We start from the raw sequence: 20882 nt of genomic DNA, 5'->3' as shown, positions 1-20882 counted from the left end.
AAGGATTTTCATGACCGTGCTGGCGCGGCAAACTGTTCGCCAGCACGGTCGTCAAAGAGCGTTATTTCAGCCCAGTTTTGGCTTTCATTGCCGACATCACTGTGGGCTTATTCGTCAGATAATGATTGAGCCCGTTGGCGCGCAAATTACAGGCGGCACACTGTCCGCATCCGTCGCCTTTAATCCCGTTATAACAGGTCAGCGTTTCAATGCGGACCAGTTCCAGTTTTTCCCAGTAATCTGCCAGCGCCCAGGTCTCAGCTTTATCGAGCCACATTAGCGGCGTTTCGAAGCGAATTTCTTTTGCCATACCCAAATCGACGGCATGGTTGAGCGCTTTAACGAACTCGTCACGGCAATCTGGATAGCCGGAGAAATCGGTTTCGCAGACGCCCGTAATGATCGCTTCGGCTTTCACCTGATAGGCGTAAATCGCTGTCAGCGTGAGGAACAGAATATTGCGACCAGGCACGAAGGTATTCGGAATGCCGTCGGCATCGGGTTCGTAGTCAGGCACGGGGATACTGTCGCGGGTGAGGCTACTGACGGCCAGTTCGTTTAACAGCGTGACGTCCAGGACTTTGTGCGCACGTGCCCCAAGCTTCAGCGCCAGTTCCCGAGCCACGTCGATTTCGGCACGATGACGCTGACCATAATCAAACGTGACGCAATGCACTTCATCATATTGATGCAAAGCCTGAATCAGGCAGGTGGTGGAATCTTGTCCTCCGCTGAACACGACGACGGCACGTTTCATAAATAATCTCATCAGTAACGGTAAAGGTGTCATGGTAACGTCTGACGATCGCGCCGACCAGCTTCTTCACGTATTTGGCGCCGGAAGCCACGCCAGCGTGAAATCAAACCAGCCACGAGTGTTAAGGCGGATACCGTTAACCCCCGGCGGAGCGCTGATTTGATATTGATAGTTAAACAGCGGCGTCAGTACGGCATTTTCCATTAGATTGGTGAAGATGGCTTTTAGCCCCGCGTGACGCGCTTGCTCATCAGTCTGGATCTGCACCGCATCCAGCGTCGCCTGGAGATGAGCATATTGCGGCGCGCTTAACAGGTGCGGCCACAGCGTATCGCAGCGGAGCCATTGCTCCAGCGTATAGCCCGGCGCTTCACCTATCAGCCTGTCGCCCATCATCAGATCGGCATCGGCAAGCGCGCTGCACCCGTCCCAGGTTTTGGCGTCATGAAAAACGACCGTCAGATTGCAGCCCAGATTGGCCAGATAACGTTTGAGCTGTTCTGCCATGGTATGAAGTTCAACGGGCAAATGATAAACCAGGGTCAGCGTCTCAGGCAGCGCGACCGTAATCAGCGTTGGCCAGTCGGGAATGGTCCAGCCCGGCAGCAACTCCTGTGCAGGCGTAATCAGGTTTTCATCCAGCGGGAGCGTATGCAACAGCGTGGTGTGATGGATGATAGTGATGAGCCGCTGCGCCTGCATTTGACTAAGACGCGGGCTTTGTTTCAGCGTGAGATAACAGAATCCCAGGCTGGTACTGCTGCTGACCAGACTCAGATTAGCCAGTTCATCCGGCTCACCAATGGCGATTTGTACGGGGTGACGACAGCTGGTGCCTAAATCCTGTTCAAAAAGTTGCGGGGTGATCCAGTATTCAATGGCCTTCAGCAAAGGGTGACTGAGGTGGTACTGCTCGTGGCTCTCCAGCCGGACCAAATCAGGCTCGTATGCCGTCAAACGAAACGGACCGCTGCCGGTCAACGGGCGATCAGGATGGGCCAGGCGGCTGCAATAACTTGCCAGGCGATGGGCGAGCCAGTAATCCGGCTTATGTAAAACAAACGTCAGGCATTGCGGATGTGTCACATCGATGCGCAATACGCTGTTGAACAATCGGCGCAGCGCAGGGAGATCGAGCAATTTTATCAAGCTGGACTGAAGCTGTGCCGTCTCGACCTTGTCGGCGTTATGCCAGTGCAGCGTCGAGCGAATGTAAAAATGCCAGCGTAACCCGTCGGGCGACACCTCCCAGTGATGGGCCAGATCCCCCGTGGGTTCGCTACTGTTGCCGTTAAACCGTGTGAGCCCCGAGAAGACTTGCCCCACAAGATGCTGCTCAGCCCGCCCGGGTAAAAATCCTGCGTGCAGCGGATCAAGCGAGCGATAGTAAGGTATACGCAGCGTGGGCGTATCGTTTTGCCACTGACCACCCAAAAACGGATGCAGCAGCGTGCGGAGTTCCTGTGGCGCAATTTGTGCCAGTTCCAGCGCGTTGTGCTGATGCCCGTTTTTTAGCGCCTCTTCCATCATAATATTGCGCAGCGAGTCTGGCGAAACGTGGAAGGTCAGCTCCCCTCGTTTGCCGCGCCCGGATTGCGCTCGCCAGCTCAGCCAACCGGCATCCTGTGCCTGTCGCAACAGCGTTCGTATATGCCGTTCGCTGCAAAAGCAGCGGCTGGCAAGTTCGTTTACCGTAATGTGTTGAGTGGCACCCGCAGAGGGTTGCCACAGTCGTTGATATTGGTTGAGACGATTTAGCTGGCGCATGATAAACCCGGAACAATTATTGTCATCTATTCACTATTACTTCCGTATATCTCAGGCAATACTGAACCACAAGTTAATCCCATCACATTTCAGGAGTCATCATGGCGCGGCTTGCAGCATTTGATATGGACGGCACGCTTTTAATGCCGGACCACCGCTTAGGGGATAAAACTCTGAGCACGCTGAAGCGCCTGCATGATCGTGATATCACGCTGACGTTTGCCACCGGTCGCCATGTGCTGGAGATGCGCCATTTGCTGGGGGCGCTTTCGTTAGATGCGTTTCTGATAACCGGCAATGGCACACGCATTCACTCTGTAGACGGTGAAGTATTACACCGCCAGGATCTCGATCCTGACGTCGCAGATTTAGTTCTGCACAGTACCTGGGAGACCGAGGCGAGTATTCACGTCTTCAACGATACGGGCTGGTTAACGGGCAAAGAGATCCCTGAGCTGCTGCATGCCCATGTTTACAGCGGATTTCGCTATCAGCTGACAGACTTGCGTCGTATCCCCTCGCATTCGGTGACGAAAATCTGTTTCTGCGGCGATCACGACGATCTCTGCCGTCTGCGCATTCAGCTCAACGACGCGTTAGGCAGCCGCGCGCATCTCACGTTTTCGGCGATGGATTGTCTGGAGGTGCTGCCCGTGGGATGTAACAAAGGCTCTGCCCTGGCGGTGCTGAGCGACCACTTGGGCTTAACCTTGCAGGATTGTATGGCGTTTGGCGACGCCATGAACGACCGCGAAATGCTGGGAAGCGTGGGTCGCGGTCTGATTATGGGGAATGCAATGCCGCAGCTTATCGCGGAGCTATCCCATCTACCGGTTATCGGGCATTGCCGTAACGAAGCGGTGTCCCATTTTTTGACACATTGGCTGGATCAACCAAACCTCCCATATTCCCCCGAATAGTGAGACCCTTCCAGCAAGCCAGACCTCGGTCTGGCTTTTTTTATTTCAGCATCTGCGCGATCTGCGCTTTCCACGGTTCTATATCCCCGATATTGGTTTTCACCCACTCTGCGTTGTAATAGGTGTCGAGATAGCGCTCGCCGCTGTCACACAGCAGGGTAACGATAGAACCGGTGCGGCCCTCCTCGCGCATTCGTGAAGCCAGGTGCAGAACGCCCCACATATTGGTCCCGGTTGACGCGCCCACTTTGCGGCCAAGCTGCGTTTCAAGCCAGTGCGCCGTCGCCACGCTTGCCGCATCTGGCACACGCAACATCTCATCGACGACATCAGGAATGAAAGAAGGCTCCACGCGCGGGCGACCAATCCCTTCGATTTTGCTGCCCACTGGGCTGCGAAGCGTGGCATCGCGGCTCTGCCAGTAATCCATAAACACAGAATTCTGCGGATCAACCACCATCAGTTGAGTGTCATAGCCCTGGCAGCGGATATAGCGGCCAATCGTCGCCGAGGTGCCGCCCGTTCCGGCGCTCATGACGATATACGACGGCTGGGGGTGCGGCTCATTGTTCATCTGACGGAAAATACTGTCAGCAATGTTGTTGTTCCCGCGCCAGTCGGTCGCACGCTCGGCAAATGTGAACTGGTCCATATAGTGACCGTTCAGCTCGCGGGCGAGCATTTCCGAGGCGGCGTAAATCTCGCAGGCGCTTTCCACAAAGTGGCAGCGGCCGCCGTAGAATTCGATCTGTTCGATTTTGCGTTTCGCGGTACAGGAGGGCATCACGGCGATAAACGGCAGGCCAAGCAGGCGCGCGAAATAGGCTTCTGACACGGCCGTTGAACCCGATGACGATTCAATGATCGTTGTGCCTTCTTTGATCCAGCCGTTGCACAAACCATACAAAAACAGCGATCGCGCCAGACGATGCTTGAGGCTGCCCGTAGGGTGAGTACTTTCATCTTTTAGATAGAGCTGAATGCCTGCAAAACCCGGCAGCGCGAGGCGAATCAGATGCGTATCTGCCGAACGTTGATAATCGGCATTAATCTCGCTAATCGCATGTTTGACCCAAGAGCTATTCATCGTAGGAATCCGTTTGTCATTTTGTGCCCAGCATAGCGAATAGCACGGAAAAAATTGTTGCTATCTGGCCTTTAAAATAGAATGTCAGGAGAAAAATATTCTCTGTGAGGTGGGTTATGTTAGATAAAATTGACCGTAAGCTGCTCTCTTTGCTGCAAAAGGACTGCACCCTCTCTTTGCAGGCACTCGCTGATGCCGTTAATCTGACCACCACGCCCTGCTGGAAACGGCTCAAACGACTCGAAGATGACGGCGTCTTACTGGGGCGCGTGGCCCTGCTGGATCCCGAAAAACTGGGGCTTGGACTGACCGCGTTTGTTCTGATAAAAACGCAGCATCACAGTAGTGACTGGTACTGCCGATTTGTCACCGAAGTCTCAGAGATGCCAGAGGTGCTCGGGTTCTGGCGCATGGCGGGTGAGTATGACTATCTGATGCGCGTCCAGGTGGCGGACATGAAACGCTATGATGACTTCTACAAACGGCTGGTCAACAGCGTACCGGGCCTCTCGGATGTCACCTCGAGTTTTGCCATGGAACAGATAAAATACACCACAGCTTTACCCATTGAATAACATCCGGACTTTGCCGGAACAATACCTTCAGGAATTTACCGCGTGCGATTATTTGCTCAATTAAGCTGGTACTTCCGCCGGGAGTGGCGACGCTATCTCGGCGCAGTAGCCCTGCTTATTATCATTGCCATTCTGCAACTGATTCCGCCCAAAGTGGTGGGATATGTGGTGGATGGCGTCACGGAACAGCATTACACCACCGCACGGGTGATGATGTGGATCGGCACGCTGGTCCTGACCGCGGTGATTGTCTACCTGTTGCGCTACGTCTGGCGCGTGCTGCTGTTCGGTGCGTCCTATCAGCTGGCCGTCGAGCTGCGCGAGGATTTTTATCGCCAGTTGAGCCGTCAGCATCCTGAATTCTACCTCCGCCATCGCACCGGCGATCTCATTGCGCGCGCCACCAACGATGTGGATCGCGTGGTCTTTGCCGCCGGGGAAGGGGTTTTAACGCTGGTGGATTCGCTGGTGATGGGCTGCGCGGTGCTGATTGTCATGTCGACGCAAATCAGCTGGCAGCTCACGCTGCTGGCGCTGTTGCCGATGCCGATTATGGCGCTGGCGATCAAGCGCTATGGCGATCAACTGCACGAGCGTTTTAAGCTGGCGCAGGCGGCGTTCTCGTCGCTGAACGACAGAACCCAGGAGAGCATGACCAGCATCCGGATGATCAAAGCCTTTGGTCTTGAGGATCGCCAGTCGGCGTTGTTTGCCGCGGATGCCGCGGACACCGGCGCGAAAAACCTGCGCGTGGCGCGGATTGACGCCCGATTTGATCCCACGATTTATATCGCCATCGGTACGGCGAACCTGCTGGCGATCGGCGGCGGAAGCTGGATGGTCGTCAACGGCTCCATGACGCTCGGCCAATTAACCAGCTTTGCCATGTATCTTGGCCTAATGATTTGGCCAATGTTGGCGCTGGCGTGGATGTTTAACATTGTCGAACGCGGCAGCGCGGCGTACAGCCGTATTCGCGCGATGCTCGCCGAAGCACCCGTCGTTAACGACGGCATCGAATCCGTCCCGGAAGGGCGTGGTGTGCTGGACGTGGCGATCCGTCAATTCACCTATCCGCAAACCGAAAAACCGACGCTTGAGAAGGTGAACTTCACGCTGCGTCCTGGGCAAATGCTGGGGATCTGCGGCCCAACAGGTGCGGGGAAAAGTACCGTATTGTCACTGATTCAGCGTCACTTTGATGTCACGCAGGGTGAGATTTGTTTTCACGATCTCCCCCTGACGCGTTTGCAGCTCGACGCCTGGCGCAGCCGCCTGGCGGTCGTCAGCCAAACGCCATTTTTGTTCTCCGATACGGTGGCGAACAATATTGCGTTGGGACATCCGAATGCGACACAAGAAGAGATTGAGCATGTGGCGCGGCTTGCCAGCGTCCACGACGATATTCTGCGCCTGCCGCAAGGTTATGAAACCGAAGTTGGCGAGCGCGGCGTGATGCTCTCCGGCGGGCAGAAACAGCGCATTTCCATTGCCCGCGCGTTACTGCTCAACGCCGAAATCCTGATTTTGGACGATGCCCTTTCTGCCGTTGATGGCCGGACGGAACACCAGATTTTGCACAACCTGCGCCAGTGGGGCGAGGGACGCACGGTGATCATCAGCGCTCACCGCTTATCGGCATTGACCGAAGCGAACGAAATTCTGGTGATGCAGCACGGGCATATCGCCCAGCGCGGACATCACGACCAGCTTGCCGAACAGGCAGGTTGGTATCGCGATATGTATCGCTATCAGCAGCTGGAAGCAGCGTTGAATGATGCGCCAGATCTGAATGAGGAGGCCACCGATGCGTAAATTCGTGCAACTTTGGCCGACGCTAAAACGTCTCCTTGCCTACGGTTCGCCATGGCGTAAACCGCTTTCTATTGCGGTCGTGATGCTGTGGATAGCGGCGATTGCCGAAGTCAGCGGTCCGCTGCTGATCAGCTATTTTATCGACAATATGGTCGCGAAAAGCTATATGCCATTAGGCCTGGTGGCTGGACTGGGTGTGGCCTATATCGGCCTGCAACTGCTCGCTGCCTCGCTGCATTATGCGCAATCACTGCTGTTCAACCAGGCGGCGGTTGGCGTTGTGCAGCAACTGCGCACGGACGTTATGGACGCCGCGCTGCGCCAGCCGCTGAGTGAATTCGATACCCAACCCGTCGGGCAGGTGATTTCGCGCGTCACCAATGACACCGAAGTGATCCGCGATCTGTACGTCACCGTCGTGGCCACGGTTCTGCGCAGCGCCGCATTAATTGGCGCTATGCTGGTGGCAATGTTCAGCCTCGAATGGCGCATGGCGCTGGTGGCGATCACTATTTTCCCAGCCGTGATGATTGTGATGGTGATTTATCAGCGCTACAGCACGCCTATTGTGCGTCGACTGCGTGCCTATCTCGCCGATATTAATGACGGCTTCAACGAAGTCATTAATGGTATGAGCGTGATTCAACAGTTCCGCCAGCAGGGGCGTTTTGGCGAGCGCATGGGCGAGGCGAGTCGCTCGCACTACATGGCGCGAATGCAAACGCTGCGACTTGACGGTTTCCTGCTGCGTCCGCTCCTGAGCCTGTTTTCGGCGCTGGTGCTGTGTGGCCTGCTGATGCTGTTTGGTTTTGGCTCCGGCGGCACAATTGAAGTCGGCGTGCTATATGCGTTTATTAGCTATCTGGGGCGTCTCAACGAGCCGCTGATTGAGCTGACGACGCAGCAATCCATGCTGCAACAGGCGGTGGTGGCGGGTGAACGCGTATTTGAGCTGATGGATCGCCCGCGTCAGACTTATGGCGATGATGAGCGTGAGCTGCAAAGCGGCTCCATTGCGATTGAAAATGTCTCCTTCGCCTATCGCGAGGATCGGCTGGTGCTTCAGGACATCAACCTTGAAATCCCGTCGCGCAGCTTTGTGGCGCTGGTGGGGCACACGGGGAGCGGGAAGAGTACGCTCGCAAGCTTATTGATGGGCTACTATCCGCTGAGCCACGGCGAAATCCGCATTGATGGCCGACCGCTAGCCTCTCTGAGTCACAGCGTGCTGCGCAAAGGGGTCGCTATGGTGCAGCAGGATCCGGTGGTGATGGCCGACTCGTTCTTTGCCAACGTCACGCTGGGAAGGCCTTTTACGGAAGAACAGGTCTGGGACGTGCTGGAAAAAGTCCAGCTCGCCGATCTGGTTCGCGGTATGAGCGATGGACTCTTCACGATGCTCGGTGAGCAGGGGAATACGCTTTCCGTTGGGCAGAAACAGCTGCTGGCGCTGGCGCGCGTGCTGATTGAAACGCCGCAGGTGCTGATTCTGGACGAAGCGACTGCCAGTATCGATTCGGGTACCGAGCAGGCCATTCAGCAGGCGCTGGCTGCCGTCAGAGAGCACACCACGCTTGTGGTGATTGCGCACCGCCTCTCGACGATTGTTGATGCGGACACCATTCTGGTGCTGCATCGCGGGCAAGCCGTTGAGCGCGGGAATCACCGCCAGCTGCTGGAGGCCAAAGGGCGCTATTGGCAAATGTATCAGTTGCAGCTCGCCGGTGAAGAGCTGGCCGCCAGCACGCGCGAAGAGGAATCACTGAGCGCGTGATGCACCAGAATTAAGCACATCGCTAACAGGGATTTTCTGTTGGTGCAAAAATACAACGCATCATGCACTGTCATGGTGCGTTTTTTTTCGTTAAAACCAAAACCCTGCCTCTCTTCGCCACTCCAGCCTGATTTTGTCCTCTTTTCCAACTCTGGCACAGCGCTTGCAATATCTCTTTCGTAAGCGCTGCGGCCATTATTGAATTCTGACTGGAGGGGATCTATGAAGCTGGTTACGGTTGTCATCAAACCATTCAAACTCGAAGACGTGCGTGAAGCGTTGTCTTCAATGGGTATTCAGGGGCTGACGGTCACCGAAGTGAAAGGCTTTGGGCGTCAGAAGGGTCATGCGGAGCTCTATCGCGGAGCAGAATACAGCGTCAACTTCCTGCCTAAAGTGAAAATTGATGTAGCGATTGCTGACGATCAGCTTGATGAAGTGATCGATGTGGTCAGCAAAGCGGCCTACACAGGCAAAATTGGCGACGGCAAAATTTTCGTTGCCGAATTGCAGCGCGTCATTCGCATCCGTACGGGCGAAGCTGACGAAGCGGCACTGTAAGTAACTCCTGGCACACAGTGATAGGGATCGAGAAAATGAAGAAAACAACAATCAAACTGGCTCTGGGGTCTCTGGCACTGCTGCCGGGCCTGGCGATGGCGGCCCCTGCGGTGGCTGATAAAGCCGATAACGCTTTTATGATGATCTGCACCGCGCTGGTGCTGTTCATGACTATTCCGGGCATCGCGCTGTTCTACGGCGGCTTGATCCGCGGTAAAAACGTCCTGTCGATGCTGACTCAGGTTGCCGTGACGTTCGCGCTGGTCTGTGTGCTGTGGGTAGTTTACGGTTATTCACTCGCGTTCGGTGAAGGCAACGCCTTCTTCGGCAACTTTAACTGGGTGATGCTGAAAAATATCGAACTGACCGCTTTGATGGGCAGTTTCTATCAGTACATCCACGTCGCGTTCCAGGGGTCTTTCGCCGCGATTACGGTTGGCCTGATAGTTGGCGCGCTGGCGGAACGTATTCGCTTCTCAGCGGTGCTCATTTTCGTGGTGGTGTGGCTGACGCTCTCTTATGTGCCAATTGCGCATATGGTCTGGGGCGGCGGTCTGCTGGCTTCCCATGGCGCGCTGGACTTTGCAGGCGGTACGGTTGTCCACATTAACGCTGCGGTAGCAGGCCTGGTGGGTGCATACCTGATTGGCAAGCGCGTGGGCTTTGGCAAAGAAGCGTTCAAACCGCACAACCTGCCGATGGTCTTCACGGGCACCGCGATTCTGTACTTTGGCTGGTTTGGCTTCAACGCTGGCTCTGCGAGCGCCGCGAACGAAATCGCCGCTCTGGCCTTTGTGAACACCGTTGTCGCAACCGCTGGCGCAATCCTTTCATGGGTGTTCGGCGAGTGGGTGGTACGTGGTAAACCGTCTCTGCTGGGCGCGTGTTCCGGTGCGATTGCCGGTCTGGTCGGTATCACGCCAGCCTGTGGTTATGTGGGTGTAGGCGGAGCGCTGATCGTCGGTCTGGTTGCCGGTCTGGCTGGTCTGTGGGGCGTAACCGCACTGAAACGTGTTCTGCGTGTCGATGACCCTTGCGACGTGTTCGGTGTGCACGGTGTGTGCGGCATTGTTGGCTGTATCATGACCGGTATCTTTGCCTCAACGTCGCTGGGCGGTGTAGGTTATGCAGAAGGTGTCACTATGGGCCATCAGGTTCTTGTTCAGCTGGAAAGCATCGGCGTGACAATCGTCTGGTCTGGTGTCGTCGCCTTCATTGCATATAAACTTGCTGATATGACCGTGGGTCTGCGTGTACCGGAAGAGCAGGAACGCGAAGGTCTGGACGTCAACAGCCACGGCGAAAATGCGTATAACGCGTAATAAAAGTAAAAAGGCAACGTCAGTTGCCTTTTTTAATGTTTATTCCCTCTCCCCGTGGGAGAGGGTCAGGGTGAGGGCATCAGACCGCACAAGGTCAAAGTAAAAAGGCAACGTCAGTTGCCTTTTTTAATATTTATTCCCTCTCCTTGTGGGAGAGGACCAGGGTGAGGGCATCAGACCGCACAAGGTCAAAGTAAAAAGGCAACGTCAGTTGCCTTTTTTAATGTTTATTCCCTCTCCTTGTGGGAGAGGGTCAGGGTGAGGGCATCAACCTGCTCCAGACTTAACCTCGATTTCGCATCACCCCTTCCTGCACTGTCGAGGCCACCAGAATGCCATCCTGAGTATAAAACTCGCCGCGCACAAAGCCGCGCGCGCTGGATGCCGACGTACTTTCCACGCTATATAACAGCCATTCGTTCATATCAAACGGGCGATGGAACCACATGGAGTGGTCAATAGTCGCCACCTGCATTCCCGTCTCCAGGAAGCCCACGCCGTGCGGCTGCAATGCCACCGGCAGGAAATTGAAATCAGAGGCATAGCCCAGCAAATATTGATGAACGCGAAGATCTTCCGGCATCGCGCCGTTAGCGCGCATCCACACCTGACGCTTCGGCTCGGCGATATGGCCTTTCATCGGGTTGTGGAACTCAACCGGGCGGATTTCCAGTGGCTTATCACACAGGAATTTTTCTTTGACCTGCGGCGGCAACAAATGTGCCAGCGCACGCGCGATATCCGTTTCTGATTTCAGCTCATCAGGAGCAGGGGCGGACGGCATCGTTTTTTGATGCTCATAGCCCGGTTCCGGGGCCTGAAATGAGGCCGTCATGTAAAAAATCGGTTTACCATTTTGAATGGCGGCCACGCGGCGGGCACTAAAACTATTACCGTCGCGAAGGACTTCTACATCATAAATAATCGGTTTTGCGCTGTCGCCGGGACGCAAAAAATAGCTGTGAAAAGAGTGCACCAGACGATCTTCGGGCACGGTCTCTTTGGCTGCGTACAGCGCCTGACCCACGACCTGACCGCCAAAGACCTGGCGCAAGCCGAGATCTTCGCTCTGTCCGCGGAAGAGTCCTTCCTCAATTTTTTCCAGATTCAGTAATGTCAGCAGATTGTTCAGTGCTTGACTCATAGTCGTCCTCAATAAAGCGCCATCGCGAAAGATACGCTGATTATAACGCAGAATGGCAAGTGGTCCGATGGGTGCAATAATCTGAATAACGAGGCGAAACCAGGCATAAATAAGTGATATGTGCCACACTTAGTCACGTTATGTTTTTGTTAACGACTTCGGGCGGGATCGATCCCGCTTGTGCATTGAAGATAAGGAGAACTCAATGAAACTCGTGCACATGTTAAGTGGTTTAGCGGTAGCGGTTGCTCTGTCTGCGTGTGCGGACAAAAGTGCAGACATTCAGACGCCAGCGCCAAACCCTAATGCGGCAGGGGCGACAACGCAGCCGACCATGCAGCAGCCAAATGTTTCTGGTACGGTTTGGATCCGTCAGAAAGTGGCACTGCCGCCGGATGCCGTGTTGACCGTGACCCTGTCGGATGCTTCGCTGGCTGACGCACCGTCAAAAGTGCTGTCGCAGAAAGCGGTACGAACCGAAGGTAAACAGTCCCCGTTCAGCTTCGTGCTGCCCTTTAACCCGGCAGACATTCAGCCAAATGCGCGCATCTTGTTGAGCGCAGCGGTGACGGTTAATGACAAATTGGTGTTTATCACCGATACGGTTCAGCCGGTGATTAATCAGGGTGGGACAAAAGCCGATCTGACGCTGGTACCGGTTCAGCAGACAGCCGTTCCGATGCAGCAGGGCGGTGGTTCGGCAACAACCGTTCCGTCAACCTCACCAACGCAGGTTAATCCGTCTTCAGCGGTTCCTGCCCCGACGCAGTATTAATCTCGTCTCTCGCCCTCTCCTTGCGGGGAGAGGGTTTTAATACACCCACCGATATTTCTTCATATCGATTTGGCCTTTCCCCGAGACCTGCACGCCTTCTGACAGCAACGCCTGGCGCTGACGCTGTAGATCAGGCCCCGTCAGGGAAATCTCTCCGTGACGATTCACGACCCGATACCAGGGTAACGTGCTGCCTTCTGGCAAGCGCTTGAGTACGCCGCCCACCTGACGCGCCGCGCGTGGCGAACCCGCCAGCCGGGCTACGTCGCCATAGGTCGTGACAAATCCTTGCGGAATCGAGGCCACAATCTGCCACACCCGTTGCGGGAAGGTGTCGTTATTGTCCATGCGTTAGCCCTGTCGACGTTTCTCTAAACGGATATCGCCATCGCCAGCGTCCTGTTCATTGCCCCATCCCAGATGGCGATAGAAGCCCGCGGCTTGCGTATGCTTTCCCGTTTCCAGCCAAATCGTGGCGCTGTGTGTGAAAAGCGCCTGCTCAGCAATGTGCACCAGCTTTTTACCCAGTCCTAAACCTGCAAATTGTGGAAGAACAAACGCGGCGAAAAGACAGTTATCCTCGGGGATAATCATGGAAAAACCCACGATGCGCTCGTCATCTACTGCGACCCACGTGCAGTCAGAAGCCAGGATCATCGATGTTATCGCTTCAGGCGTAATGCCCAGCGCCTGCATCTCTTCCAGGTTCATCGCGTTTTCCGTGACTGATGTGCGGACCTCGAATAAACCGGGAACATCGCCTGGAACCGCGAGTCTTATTTTTACTGCCATGCTTCATCCTTGCGCTCATTTCATGCCGGGATGACGATAATAGCGGATAAATGATGTGGTTTGCGCAATAAACCATCATCTGGTCGCGGTTAACTTGCAATTGCGATCCTGTGCAGGGATAATGCGCCAGCGCGTTGGGAACAACGCTCTCAATGGGGGCTCTGTTGGTTCTCCCGCAACACTACTCTGTTTACCAGGTCAGATCCGGAAGGAAGCAGCCAAAGCGGATGACGTGTGTGCCGGGATGTAGCTGGCAGGGCCTCCACCCATTTGTGCCTGTCTCGACTTTCTCGCTCGCGTAACACCTTCGATCTTCACTGGCCTTCCACACTTCACTACCGTCCACAGAACCCACAATTGATATTCTCGTTATTAGCCCTACTTTTAAATGGGTTATGTAATATATCATTCATCCATCTGAAATATTATTGTCATAAACCTGTAATAATAGACTGGCAAATTATTGTTGGGTGTTTTTATTCCGTCATAAGCAAAAAATATATATGTGGATTGCGCTGATAACTTCGTGTATTAAATAAATAACTTATTCCGAAGGGAAGTTACAAACATGGTCACTGCGGTACTTAACGTAAAAATAGATGAAGCGCTGAAAGAAAGACTTCGCCATTACGCAGAAGTGAATAACGAGAATTTAAGTGTCACCACAGAAAAACTGCTGCTGCTGGCCTTTGAAGCAGTAGAAGAGGCGGGAGTATCGGAAGAGGATATCGATAATCAGCATACGGAAGAAGAGAGTGTAGCGCCATTTACTCCTAAAGAAATCAAAGCACTACGAAAAATTCTGAAGAAGAGAAAATGAAACAACAACTGTCTAATGCCAGTGACTACAAAGAGGCCTGCGATCTGCTCCGCTCAGGCTATGTAAAGCATGTACGTCTTGGCTGGAATGTAGGAAGTGATGAGTTCTTTCGCATTGCGTCTGACTGGTGTGATACCGGCGCAAAAATAAAGAAAGAAGGAGAAAGTTTTGTTATTTCTCTGAAGGGTTTCCCAATTCCTCCTCAGCACTGAGAACAAACCTGTGAAAACTGCTGACTGCATGCATTGCAGCCAGCAGTTTTTATTATTTCTGCAACGCTATATAACAGCGCGTTTTAAAAAAACGTCTGTTTTATTCAAATTTGCCCATAGCGGTTTAATTTGCAAAAGTGCTTTCTCAAGCTCCGCGGGATCCAATGAAAAAGGCATCCGCAGGTAGCGATCAAATGCTCCCGAAACACCAAACCGCGTGCCGGTACCCAGATGAATTCCCAGCGCTTCTGCTCGGGCCGCCAACTGAGTCGCCACCATTCCGGGAAGTTCTACCCAGTAAGAAAGCCCCCCTTCTGGCTCACAGAAGCGCCACTCAGGAAAATGCTCGCGCATCAACGCGCCACATTGGTTCCGGCGTTCAAGCAGCATCTCTCGTCTTGCTGGCAGGAACGACGCTGAATTCTCAATCAACCAGAGCGTAGCAAGCTGTTCCAGCAACGGTGATCCAAGATCGAGCGTATCGCGCGTTTGCGCAAGCGTCGCGATGGTGCGCGAAGACGCGCGGATCCAGCCAAGGCGTAATCCTCCCCAGAAGCTTTTTCCTGCAGAACCCAGTGTGATAACGCTGGCCTGCGAGTTAAATGCCGCCAGCGGCGCCGGGGGGGGGGCATCAAACCACAGGTCAACCATAGTCTCATCGACCACGAGAGTTGTGCGGCTCTGGGCGGCGATATCCGTTATCGTCTGACGGATGGCTGCGTCCATACAACGTCCCGTCGGATTATGGAAATCCGGCATCAGGTACGCCAGGCGCGGCGCGGTTTGCGCCAGCGTGGCGGCAAAACCGTCGGTGTCCCATCCCGATTCCGGCAGCGAAACACCGACGGGACGACACGATGCCCCCTGAATCGCAGCGATCGCCAGCGGATAGGTCGGATGATCCACCACCACCCGATCGCCAGGACCGGTAAGCATTCGTAATACTAATGCCAGCCCGCTGACCGCGCCATTAACTACCATCACTTCATCCGCGCGCGTCGGCAATCCACGCGCGCTGTAGCGTGCGGCAATCGCTTCGCGCAGCGCCAGCAACCCCATCTGATCGTAACCCGTCAGCGACAGATGCTGCGTCATGGCGGTGAGCGCGTGGGTATAAGCCTGATGAATTTCTGGTCCGGCGCTGAGCGCGGCAGTGGAGAGATCCAGTGCCGATGTGATGGCTGCGCGAGTCGGAACCGTGTGGCTTTCCGGCAGAATCACGCGCGACCCGCTTCCATGACGGCTTTCCAGATAACCTTCGTCGCGCAGGTGCGCCAGTGCGCTACTGACGGTGGTACGGCTGACATTCAGCGCGCTCGCCAGTTCCCGCTCGCCGGGCAGGCGTGTATCCAGCGCCAGCCTGCCGTCCAGAATGAGCAGGCGCAGCGCATCGGCTAACTGACGCCACAGCGGCGTGCGCGAAGAAATTTGCTGCCAGTGACCCAACAGGCGCACCAGCGACTGGCTACCAAAGCGACGTGATGACATATGCAGTCCACTATTTGAAAACTGGACATTAATCATAGGGCCATTTCCGGCGAAGATGAAAGCATAAACTTCAGGAGAAAAAGAATGCTGCGTCGCTTACTGCAACTTTACGTCGGGCTGGGATTTTACGGGCTTTCCACCGCGATGTTCGTCCGCGCCGATCTGGGTGCTGATCCATGGAACGTGTTTCACCTTGGCGTAGCCAAACTGCTGGCGATGGACATCGGTACGGTGATGATTTTAACCGGTGCGCTGGTGTTGCTGTTCTGGATCCCGCTGCGTCAGCGTCCAGGTCTGGGGACCATCAGCAATGTGATTGTGATTGGCCTGGCGGCCGATGCCTCGCTGGCGTTGCTTCCTGAAATGAGTTCGCTGGTGGCGCGCAGCGTGCTGTTGCTGTCAGCGGTAGTGGTGAATGCGCTCGCCACCGGGATGTACATTGGTGCGGGTTTTGGTTCTGGACCGCGAGACGGTCTGATGACCGGCATCAACGCCCGTACAGGCTGGTCGGTGCGCAGTGTTCGTACGGCTATTGAAGTTTCCGTTTTACTGATCGGCTGTGTGCTGGGCGGCACGTTCGGCGTCGGCACCGTGCTGTATGCGCTTGCCATCGGCCCACTGATTCAAATTTGTCTGCCGTGGTTTCGTCAGAAACCAAAAATGAATGTGGCCCCGCAACCGGAAAGCGCTGTTTAATTATGCGAAGCGCTCACATGCTTTAACGGACGGGCTATGCCAGAATATCGGCATCTCCCGTTGCGATGTAGACAGCATGAAAGCCATTACACTCTATGACGTTGCCCGCCTGGCGGGCGTTTCTTATCAGACGGTTTCCCGCGTGATTAACGATGCGGAACACGTCTCCTCACGCACCCGTGAAAAAGTGCAGCAGGCAATGGCCGAGCTGCATTACGTGCCCAACCGCGGCGCACAACAGCTCGCTGGGAAACGCACCCGCACGCTCGGGCTGATTACCACCGATCTGGCCTTGCATGCGCCGTCACAAATTGCCTCTGCGGTAAAATCCCGTGCGGGTGAGCGCGGCGCGAGCGTGATGATCTCGATGGTGGAACAGCCCGAATTTTGTCAGGCTGCGTTGCAGGAATTACTGGCGCAGCGTGTTGAAGGCTTGCTGGTGAACGTTCCGTTGGACGACGCCGAAGCGGAGAAAATTCGCCATCTGGCCGCGCCGGTTCCGGTTCTGTTCTTTGATGTTTCTCCTTCTGCGAACGTCCATCGTCTGGCTTTTGACGCCGAGCAGGGCGCGACGCTGGGTGCAGAACACTTGCTTTCACTTGGGCATCAACATATTGCACTGCTTGCCGGGCCAGAAAGCTCGGTCTCTTCCCGCGCGCGCTTATCTGGATGGCAGGCGCGGCTGGGGCAGGCGAATGTCACGCCGTGTGCTATCGCTCACGGTGACTGGAGCGCCGCCTCCGGGTATGAAAAAGGGCATCAGCTTCTGTCTGGCGCAACGCTTCCCGACGCCATTCTGGTGGCCAACGATCAGATGGCGCTGGGCGTGATGCGCGCCTGCGCAGAAAAAGGGATAGCCGTGCCGGGGCAAATTTCCGTAGTGGGTTTCGATGACACCGCCGACAGCGCCTGGTTTTCACCGCCGCTGACTACGATTCGTCAGGCCTTTCGCGACGCGGGTGAGCGCAGCGTCGAATGGCTGCTTTCTTCCGCAACGAATGAACTGTGGCAAACGCAGCTGCCCGTCACGCTGGTCGCGCGGCATTCCAGCGCGCGATTCTCGCCGCAGCAGGCCGATCGCGAAGCGCTGGCGCAGCAGTTAAAATCACTCGCCATCATGGCCGAACAGCTGGCGCGGCAATAACGCTTTTGTGATCGACTTCGCTTTGCAGGGGGACGATCCTTTACCGGATCATTTCTCCAGGGCATTGTGACTAAAATTGTGAGCGCTTCGCAAAAGAGGTCTATATGTTTACTGCATCCCCGATGTCACTTAGCAAAATCTTAGCCCGCCGCGACTGGGAAAACCCAGGCGTGACCCAATGGCATCGCTTGCCTGCCCATGCCCCGTGCAATAGCTGGCGCGATGAAGCATCCGCACGGGCCGATGACCACTCCTCCCGTAAGCGCTCGCTGAGCGGTGACTGGCAGTTTAGCTATTACGCGGCACCAGAGCAGGTGCCAGACAGCTGGGTTACGGAAGATTGCGCTGACGCGGTGACGACGCCGGTTCCGTCAAACTGGCAGATGCAGGGCTTTAATACGCCCATTTACACTAACGTTACCTATCCGATTCCGGTGAACCCGCCGTTTGTGCCAGCAGAGAACCCAACCGGTTGTTACTCGCTCACATTTGAAGTGGATGAGCAGTGGCTCGAAAGCGGGCAAACGCGCATTGTTTTTGATGGCGTGAACTCAGCGTTTTATCTCTGGTGCAACGGCAAGTGGATGGGCTATTCGCAGGACAGCCGCCTGCCCGCAGAGTTTGATTTAAGCGCGGTTTTGCGCCCGGGAACCAACCGTCTGGCGGTACTGGTGCTGCGCTGGTGCGACGGGAGTTATCTCGAAGATCAGGACATGTGGCGGATGAGTGGCATTTTCCGCGACGTGACGCTGCTGCATAAACCGCACACCCATATCGCGGATTATCATGCCGTGACGGAACTGAATGCCGATTACGACCGCGCAAAATTACAGGTTGAAGTGGCGCTCGCCGGTGAGCAGTTTGCCGATTGCGAAGTGGCTGTAACCCTGTGGCGTGACGGGCTATCAGTCGCGACGGCCAGCGCCAAACCCGGTTCAGCCATTATTGATGAGCGTGGCAATTGGGCGGAGCGTTTAAATGTCACGTTGCCAGTGAATGATCCGGCACTGTGGAGTGCCGAAACCCCGGAACTGTATCGCTTAACCCTTGCACTGCGTGACGGGCAAGGTGAGATTCTCGACGTGGAGGCTTGCGACGTCGGTTTCCGTCGCGTGGAAATCAGCAACGGTTTGTTAAAAGTGAACGGCAAACCGCTGCTGATCCGTGGCGTCAACCGCCATGAGCACCATCCGGAAAACGGACAGGTGATGGACGAAGCCACCATGCGACGTGACATTGAGCTGATGAAACAGCACAACTTTAACGCCGTGCGCTGCTCGCATTACCCGAACCATCCGCTGTGGTACACGCTGTGCGATCAATATGGACTGTACGTGGTGGACGAAGCGAATATTGAAACGCACGGCATGGTGCCGATGAGCCGTCTGGCTGACGATCCGCGCTGGCTGCCCGCGATGAGCGAACGCGTGACGCGCATGGTGCTGCGCGATCGTAACCATCCATCCATTATCATCTGGTCGCTGGGCAATGAATCCGGGCACGGTGCTAACCACGACGCGCTGTATCGCTGGGTGAAAACCACCGATCCTACGCGTCCTGTGCAGTATGAAGGCGGCGGCGCGAACACCGCTGCGACCGATATCGTCTGCCCGATGTACGCCCGTGTCGATCAGGATCAACCGTTTGAAGCCGTACCGAAATGGTCACTGAAAAAGTGGATCGGCATGCCGGATGAGACGCGCCCGCTAATCCTGTGCGAGTACGCCCATGCCATGGGAAACAGTTTTGGTGGATTTGCAAAATACTGGCAGGCGTTTCGCGATCACCCGCGCTTGCAGGGCGGATTCGTCTGGGACTGGGTGGATCAGGCGCTGACCAAAAAAGACGACAACGGCAACGCTTTCTGGGCGTATGGCGGCGATTTTGGTGATACACCGAATGATCGTCAGTTCTGTCTGAACGGCCTGGTGTTCCCGGATCGCACACCGCATCCGGCGCTGTTTGAAGCGCAGCGCGCGCAGCAGTTTTTCACCTTTACGCTGGTCAGCACCTCACCTCTGGTGGTCGACGTGCATAGCGATTATCTGTTCCGTCAGTGTGATAACGAGCAGTTGCGCTGGAATATTGCCCGCGACGGCGAAGTGCTGGCGAGCGGGGAAGTGGCGTTGACGATTGCCCCGCAGCAAACGCAGCGTATTGAAATCGACGCGCCGGAATTTGCCGCGGCGGCAGGCGAAATCTGGCTGAATGTGGATATTGTCCAAACGGCGGCGACCGCCTGGTCTCCGGCGGATCATCGCTGCGCCTGGGATCAGTGGCAACTGCCCGCGCAGCTCTATATTGCGCCGCCCGTTGTGGGAACGGCGAAGCCAGAGCTGACGGTAAAAGAGGCTGTGCTTGAGGTCAGCCATCAATCGCAGCGCTGGCACTTTGACCGCGCCAGCGGAAACCTGACCCAATGGTGGAACAACGGCACCGCGACGCTCCTCGCTCCGCTGAGTGATAATTTCACCCGTGCGCCGCTCGATAATGATATCGGGGTCAGCGAAGTCACGCGTATTGATCCAAATGCGTGGGTTGAGCGCTGGAAAGCGGCGGGTATGTACAACCTCACGCCGCGTCTGTTGATCTGCGAAGGAGAACAACTCGCGCAGGCTGTGACAATTACCACGCTGCATGCCTGGGAATTCAACGGGAAAGCGCTGTTCCTGAGCCGTAAGGTCTGGAAAATTGACCGCGCTGGCGTGCTGCATGGTGACGTGCAGGTGCAAGTGGCAAATGATATTCCGCAGCCCGCGCGCATTGGTCTGAGCTGTCAGCTGGCACAAACGCCGCAAACGGCAAGTTGGCTGGGCCTGGGACCGGACGAGAACTACCCGGACAGAAAGCTGGCTGCCCGTCAGGGACGCTGGACGTTGCCGCTCGACGCGCTGCATACGGCGTATATTTTCCCGACCGATAATGGCCTGCGCTGCGATACGCGCGAACTGACTTTTGATACCCATCAGCTGCAGGGCGATTTCCACTTTTCATTAAGCCGCTACAGTCAGCAACAGCTGCGTGATATCAGCCATCATCATTTGCTGGAAGCAGAGCCGGGCTGCTGGCTGAATATCGACGCCTTCCACATGGGCGTGGGCGGCGATGACTCCTGGAGCCCAAGTGTGTCGCCGGAATTTATCCTGCAACGCCGAGTGATGCGTTACGCGTTTAGCTGGCGACAGGACTAAACTTAACCTTGTCGGTTGCGGTCACAGCTGGTGGCCGCCCGC

At 55.6% G+C, this 20882-nt stretch carries 19 protein-coding genes and 1 other RNA gene; 13 read left to right on the top strand and 7 right to left on the bottom strand.

Features of this window, described 5'->3' with window-relative positions:
- Window positions 1-61: 61 nt before the first annotated feature.
- Window positions 62-757 carry a 7-cyano-7-deazaguanine synthase QueC gene (queC, locus tag ACKI5T_RS03915; protein WP_407435683.1) on the bottom strand — a complete coding sequence of 232 codons (696 nt, stop codon included), beginning with the start codon at window positions 755-757 and terminating at the stop codon, window positions 62-64.
- A 66-nt stretch (window positions 758-823) separates the two neighbouring features.
- Window positions 824-2524, bottom strand: coding sequence for an SgrR family transcriptional regulator (locus ACKI5T_RS03910; RefSeq protein ID WP_407435681.1), 1701 nt, complete (start codon window positions 2522-2524; stop codon window positions 824-826).
- Between the two features lie 101 nt (window positions 2525-2625).
- Between ACKI5T_RS03910 and cof the strand changes: the two genes are divergently transcribed.
- Window positions 2626-3444: an HMP-PP phosphatase gene (cof, locus tag ACKI5T_RS03905; protein ID WP_407435679.1), complete on the top strand. Its 819-nt coding sequence runs from the start codon at window positions 2626-2628 to the stop codon at window positions 3442-3444.
- A gap of 40 nt (window positions 3445-3484) precedes the next feature.
- Here cof and ACKI5T_RS03900 read toward each other — a convergent pair whose 3' ends face one another.
- On the bottom strand, window positions 3485-4531 hold the full coding sequence (locus tag ACKI5T_RS03900; RefSeq protein WP_012016319.1) for a PLP-dependent cysteine synthase family protein: 1047 nt from the start codon (window positions 4529-4531) through the stop codon (window positions 3485-3487).
- A gap of 116 nt (window positions 4532-4647) precedes the next feature.
- Here ACKI5T_RS03900 and ACKI5T_RS03895 point away from each other — a divergent pair, with 116 nt between their 5' ends.
- From ACKI5T_RS03895 to amtB, 5 genes are all read left to right on the top strand, one after another.
- Window positions 4648-5106, top strand: coding sequence for an Lrp/AsnC family transcriptional regulator (locus tag ACKI5T_RS03895; RefSeq protein ID WP_012016320.1), 459 nt, complete (start codon window positions 4648-4650; stop codon window positions 5104-5106).
- Window positions 5107-5148: 42 nt separating this feature from the next.
- Complete coding sequence (locus ACKI5T_RS03890; protein WP_407435676.1) at window positions 5149-6921, top strand: SmdA family multidrug ABC transporter permease/ATP-binding protein; 1773 nt, start codon at window positions 5149-5151, stop codon at window positions 6919-6921.
- Window positions 6914-8695, top strand: coding sequence for a SmdB family multidrug efflux ABC transporter permease/ATP-binding protein (locus ACKI5T_RS03885; protein ID WP_407435674.1), 1782 nt, complete (start codon window positions 6914-6916; stop codon window positions 8693-8695). Before ACKI5T_RS03890 ends, ACKI5T_RS03885 begins: the two co-directional genes overlap by 8 nt.
- A gap of 222 nt (window positions 8696-8917) precedes the next feature.
- Window positions 8918-9256 carry a P-II family nitrogen regulator gene (gene glnK / locus ACKI5T_RS03880; protein WP_012016323.1) on the top strand — a complete coding sequence of 113 codons (339 nt, stop codon included), beginning with the start codon at window positions 8918-8920 and terminating at the stop codon, window positions 9254-9256.
- A 35-nt stretch (window positions 9257-9291) separates the two neighbouring features.
- Window positions 9292-10578: an ammonium transporter AmtB gene (gene amtB, locus ACKI5T_RS03875; protein ID WP_133631022.1), complete on the top strand. Its 1287-nt coding sequence runs from the start codon at window positions 9292-9294 to the stop codon at window positions 10576-10578.
- Window positions 10579-10861: 283 nt separating this feature from the next.
- Here the strand turns inward: amtB and tesB are convergent, their stop codons facing one another.
- Window positions 10862-11722, bottom strand: coding sequence for an acyl-CoA thioesterase II (gene tesB, locus ACKI5T_RS03870; RefSeq protein WP_407435672.1), 861 nt, complete (start codon window positions 11720-11722; stop codon window positions 10862-10864).
- Window positions 11723-11927: 205 nt separating this feature from the next.
- Here tesB and ACKI5T_RS03865 point away from each other — a divergent pair, with 205 nt between their 5' ends.
- Complete coding sequence (locus tag ACKI5T_RS03865; RefSeq protein WP_059177910.1) at window positions 11928-12497, top strand: YbaY family lipoprotein; 570 nt, start codon at window positions 11928-11930, stop codon at window positions 12495-12497.
- 36 nt (window positions 12498-12533) lie between these two features.
- On the opposite strand, the gene ACKI5T_RS03860 is transcribed toward ACKI5T_RS03865, so the two are convergent.
- Together ACKI5T_RS03860 and ACKI5T_RS03855 are read right to left on the bottom strand one after the other, a co-directional pair.
- Window positions 12534-12845, bottom strand: coding sequence for an MGMT family protein (locus tag ACKI5T_RS03860; protein WP_012016327.1), 312 nt, complete (start codon window positions 12843-12845; stop codon window positions 12534-12536).
- 3 nt (window positions 12846-12848) lie between these two features.
- The gene (locus ACKI5T_RS03855; RefSeq protein ID WP_407435670.1) at window positions 12849-13289 is read right to left on the bottom strand and encodes a GNAT family N-acetyltransferase; all 441 of its coding nucleotides are present in this window, start codon (window positions 13287-13289) and stop codon (window positions 12849-12851) included.
- Between the two features lie 162 nt (window positions 13290-13451).
- Between ACKI5T_RS03855 and ffs the strand changes: the two genes are divergently transcribed.
- From ffs to ACKI5T_RS03840, 3 genes are all read left to right on the top strand, one after another.
- An RNA gene (gene ffs, locus ACKI5T_RS03850) (signal recognition particle sRNA small type) lies at window positions 13452-13548 on the top strand.
- Between the two features lie 309 nt (window positions 13549-13857).
- The gene (locus ACKI5T_RS03845; protein WP_012016329.1) at window positions 13858-14109 is read left to right on the top strand and encodes a hypothetical protein; all 252 of its coding nucleotides are present in this window, start codon (window positions 13858-13860) and stop codon (window positions 14107-14109) included.
- Window positions 14106-14321: a hypothetical protein gene (locus tag ACKI5T_RS03840; RefSeq protein WP_041689306.1), complete on the top strand. Its 216-nt coding sequence runs from the start codon at window positions 14106-14108 to the stop codon at window positions 14319-14321. Before ACKI5T_RS03845 ends, ACKI5T_RS03840 begins: the two co-directional genes overlap by 4 nt.
- A 66-nt stretch (window positions 14322-14387) precedes the next feature.
- Here the strand turns inward: ACKI5T_RS03840 and ACKI5T_RS03835 are convergent, their stop codons facing one another.
- Window positions 14388-15809, bottom strand: a complete 1422-nt coding sequence (locus ACKI5T_RS03835) for a PLP-dependent aminotransferase family protein (protein ID WP_407435667.1) — start codon at window positions 15807-15809, stop codon at window positions 14388-14390.
- A gap of 84 nt (window positions 15810-15893) precedes the next feature.
- Here ACKI5T_RS03835 and ACKI5T_RS03830 point away from each other — a divergent pair, with 84 nt between their 5' ends.
- The 3 genes from ACKI5T_RS03830 (at window position 15894) to ACKI5T_RS03820 (ending at window position 20840) form a co-directional block, all read left to right on the top strand.
- Complete coding sequence (locus ACKI5T_RS03830) at window positions 15894-16505, top strand: YczE/YyaS/YitT family protein (protein WP_407435665.1); 612 nt, start codon at window positions 15894-15896, stop codon at window positions 16503-16505.
- Window positions 16506-16581: 76 nt separating this feature from the next.
- Complete coding sequence (locus ACKI5T_RS03825) at window positions 16582-17649, top strand: LacI family DNA-binding transcriptional regulator (protein ID WP_407435663.1); 1068 nt, start codon at window positions 16582-16584, stop codon at window positions 17647-17649.
- A gap of 104 nt (window positions 17650-17753) precedes the next feature.
- Window positions 17754-20840, top strand: a complete 3087-nt coding sequence (locus tag ACKI5T_RS03820) for a beta-galactosidase (protein WP_407435661.1) — start codon at window positions 17754-17756, stop codon at window positions 20838-20840.
- The last annotated feature ends 42 nt before the right edge of the window (window positions 20841-20882 follow it).

Source organism: Lelliottia sp. (assembly GCF_045627565.1).
In the GTDB taxonomy this organism is placed as follows: domain Bacteria; phylum Pseudomonadota; class Gammaproteobacteria; order Enterobacterales; family Enterobacteriaceae; genus Enterobacter.
This window is presented reverse-complemented; position numbering and strand designations above follow the sequence as displayed.

Bases quoted from the DNA above. Each gene is read 5' to 3' on its own strand.
- queC (WP_407435683.1), bottom strand. From the start codon at position 757: ATGAAACGTGCCGTCGTCGTGTTCAGCGGAGGACAAGATTCCACCACC.
- ACKI5T_RS03910 (WP_407435681.1), bottom strand. From the start codon at position 2,524: ATGCGCCAGCTAAATCGTCTCAACCAATATCAACGACTGTGGCAACCC.
- cof (WP_407435679.1), top strand. From the start codon at position 2,626: ATGGCGCGGCTTGCAGCATTTGATATGGACGGCACGCTTTTAATGCCG.
- ACKI5T_RS03900 (WP_012016319.1), bottom strand. From the start codon at position 4,531: ATGAATAGCTCTTGGGTCAAACATGCGATTAGCGAGATTAATGCCGAT.
- ACKI5T_RS03895 (WP_012016320.1), top strand. From the start codon at position 4,648: ATGTTAGATAAAATTGACCGTAAGCTGCTCTCTTTGCTGCAAAAGGAC.
- ACKI5T_RS03885 (WP_407435674.1), top strand. From the start codon at position 6,914: ATGCGTAAATTCGTGCAACTTTGGCCGACGCTAAAACGTCTCCTTGCC.
- glnK (WP_012016323.1), top strand. From the start codon at position 8,918: ATGAAGCTGGTTACGGTTGTCATCAAACCATTCAAACTCGAAGACGTG.
- amtB (WP_133631022.1), top strand. From the start codon at position 9,292: ATGAAGAAAACAACAATCAAACTGGCTCTGGGGTCTCTGGCACTGCTG.
- tesB (WP_407435672.1), bottom strand. From the start codon at position 11,722: ATGAGTCAAGCACTGAACAATCTGCTGACATTACTGAATCTGGAAAAA.
- ACKI5T_RS03865 (WP_059177910.1), top strand. From the start codon at position 11,928: ATGAAACTCGTGCACATGTTAAGTGGTTTAGCGGTAGCGGTTGCTCTG.
- ACKI5T_RS03860 (WP_012016327.1), bottom strand. From the start codon at position 12,845: ATGGACAATAACGACACCTTCCCGCAACGGGTGTGGCAGATTGTGGCC.
- ACKI5T_RS03855 (WP_407435670.1), bottom strand. From the start codon at position 13,289: ATGGCAGTAAAAATAAGACTCGCGGTTCCAGGCGATGTTCCCGGTTTA.
- ACKI5T_RS03845 (WP_012016329.1), top strand. From the start codon at position 13,858: ATGGTCACTGCGGTACTTAACGTAAAAATAGATGAAGCGCTGAAAGAA.
- ACKI5T_RS03840 (WP_041689306.1), top strand. From the start codon at position 14,106: ATGAAACAACAACTGTCTAATGCCAGTGACTACAAAGAGGCCTGCGAT.
- ACKI5T_RS03835 (WP_407435667.1), bottom strand. From the start codon at position 15,809: ATGTCATCACGTCGCTTTGGTAGCCAGTCGCTGGTGCGCCTGTTGGGT.
- ACKI5T_RS03830 (WP_407435665.1), top strand. From the start codon at position 15,894: ATGCTGCGTCGCTTACTGCAACTTTACGTCGGGCTGGGATTTTACGGG.
- ACKI5T_RS03825 (WP_407435663.1), top strand. From the start codon at position 16,582: ATGAAAGCCATTACACTCTATGACGTTGCCCGCCTGGCGGGCGTTTCT.
- ACKI5T_RS03820 (WP_407435661.1), top strand. From the start codon at position 17,754: ATGTTTACTGCATCCCCGATGTCACTTAGCAAAATCTTAGCCCGCCGC.